Genomic DNA, 325 nt, shown 5'->3' on the forward strand with positions numbered 1-325 from the left:
TGCGACACTAGCTCAGTTGGTAGAGCGCAACCTTGCCAAGGTTGAGGTCACGAGTTCGAACCTCGTGTGTCGCTCCAAATTTAAAGATATGGCGTTAAGCGATATCGAGATGGCGAAGGCCGTAACAAGTTTTGTGTGCCCTGGTGGTGAAATTGGTAGACACAAGGGATTTAAAATCCCTCGACTTTCGAGTCGTGCCGGTTCAAGTCCGGCCCGGGGCACCATTTAATTTCGTTCGTAAGAACAAATGCGACACTAGCTCAGTTGGTAGAGCGCAACCTTGCCAAGGTTGAGGTCACGAGTTCGAACCTCGTGTGTCGCTCCA

The 325-nt window shown here is 50.8% G+C and carries 3 tRNA genes; all 3 read left to right on the plus strand.

What is annotated here, in order from left to right:
- Position 1 precedes the first annotated feature (1 nt).
- The 3 genes from FC652_RS20340 (at position 2) to FC652_RS20350 (ending at position 325) form a co-directional block, all read left to right on the plus strand.
- Positions 2-77: transfer RNA gene (locus FC652_RS20340), tRNA-Gly, on the plus strand.
- Between the two features lie 60 nt (positions 78-137).
- A tRNA-Leu gene (locus tag FC652_RS20345) sits at positions 138-224 on the plus strand.
- 25 nt (positions 225-249) lie between these two features.
- Positions 250-325 (plus strand) — tRNA-Gly (locus FC652_RS20350).

The sequence above is a fragment of the Vibrio sp. 05-20-BW147 genome, from assembly GCF_013369385.1.
GTDB classification, from domain to species: domain Bacteria; phylum Pseudomonadota; class Gammaproteobacteria; order Enterobacterales; family Vibrionaceae; genus Vibrio; species Vibrio floridensis.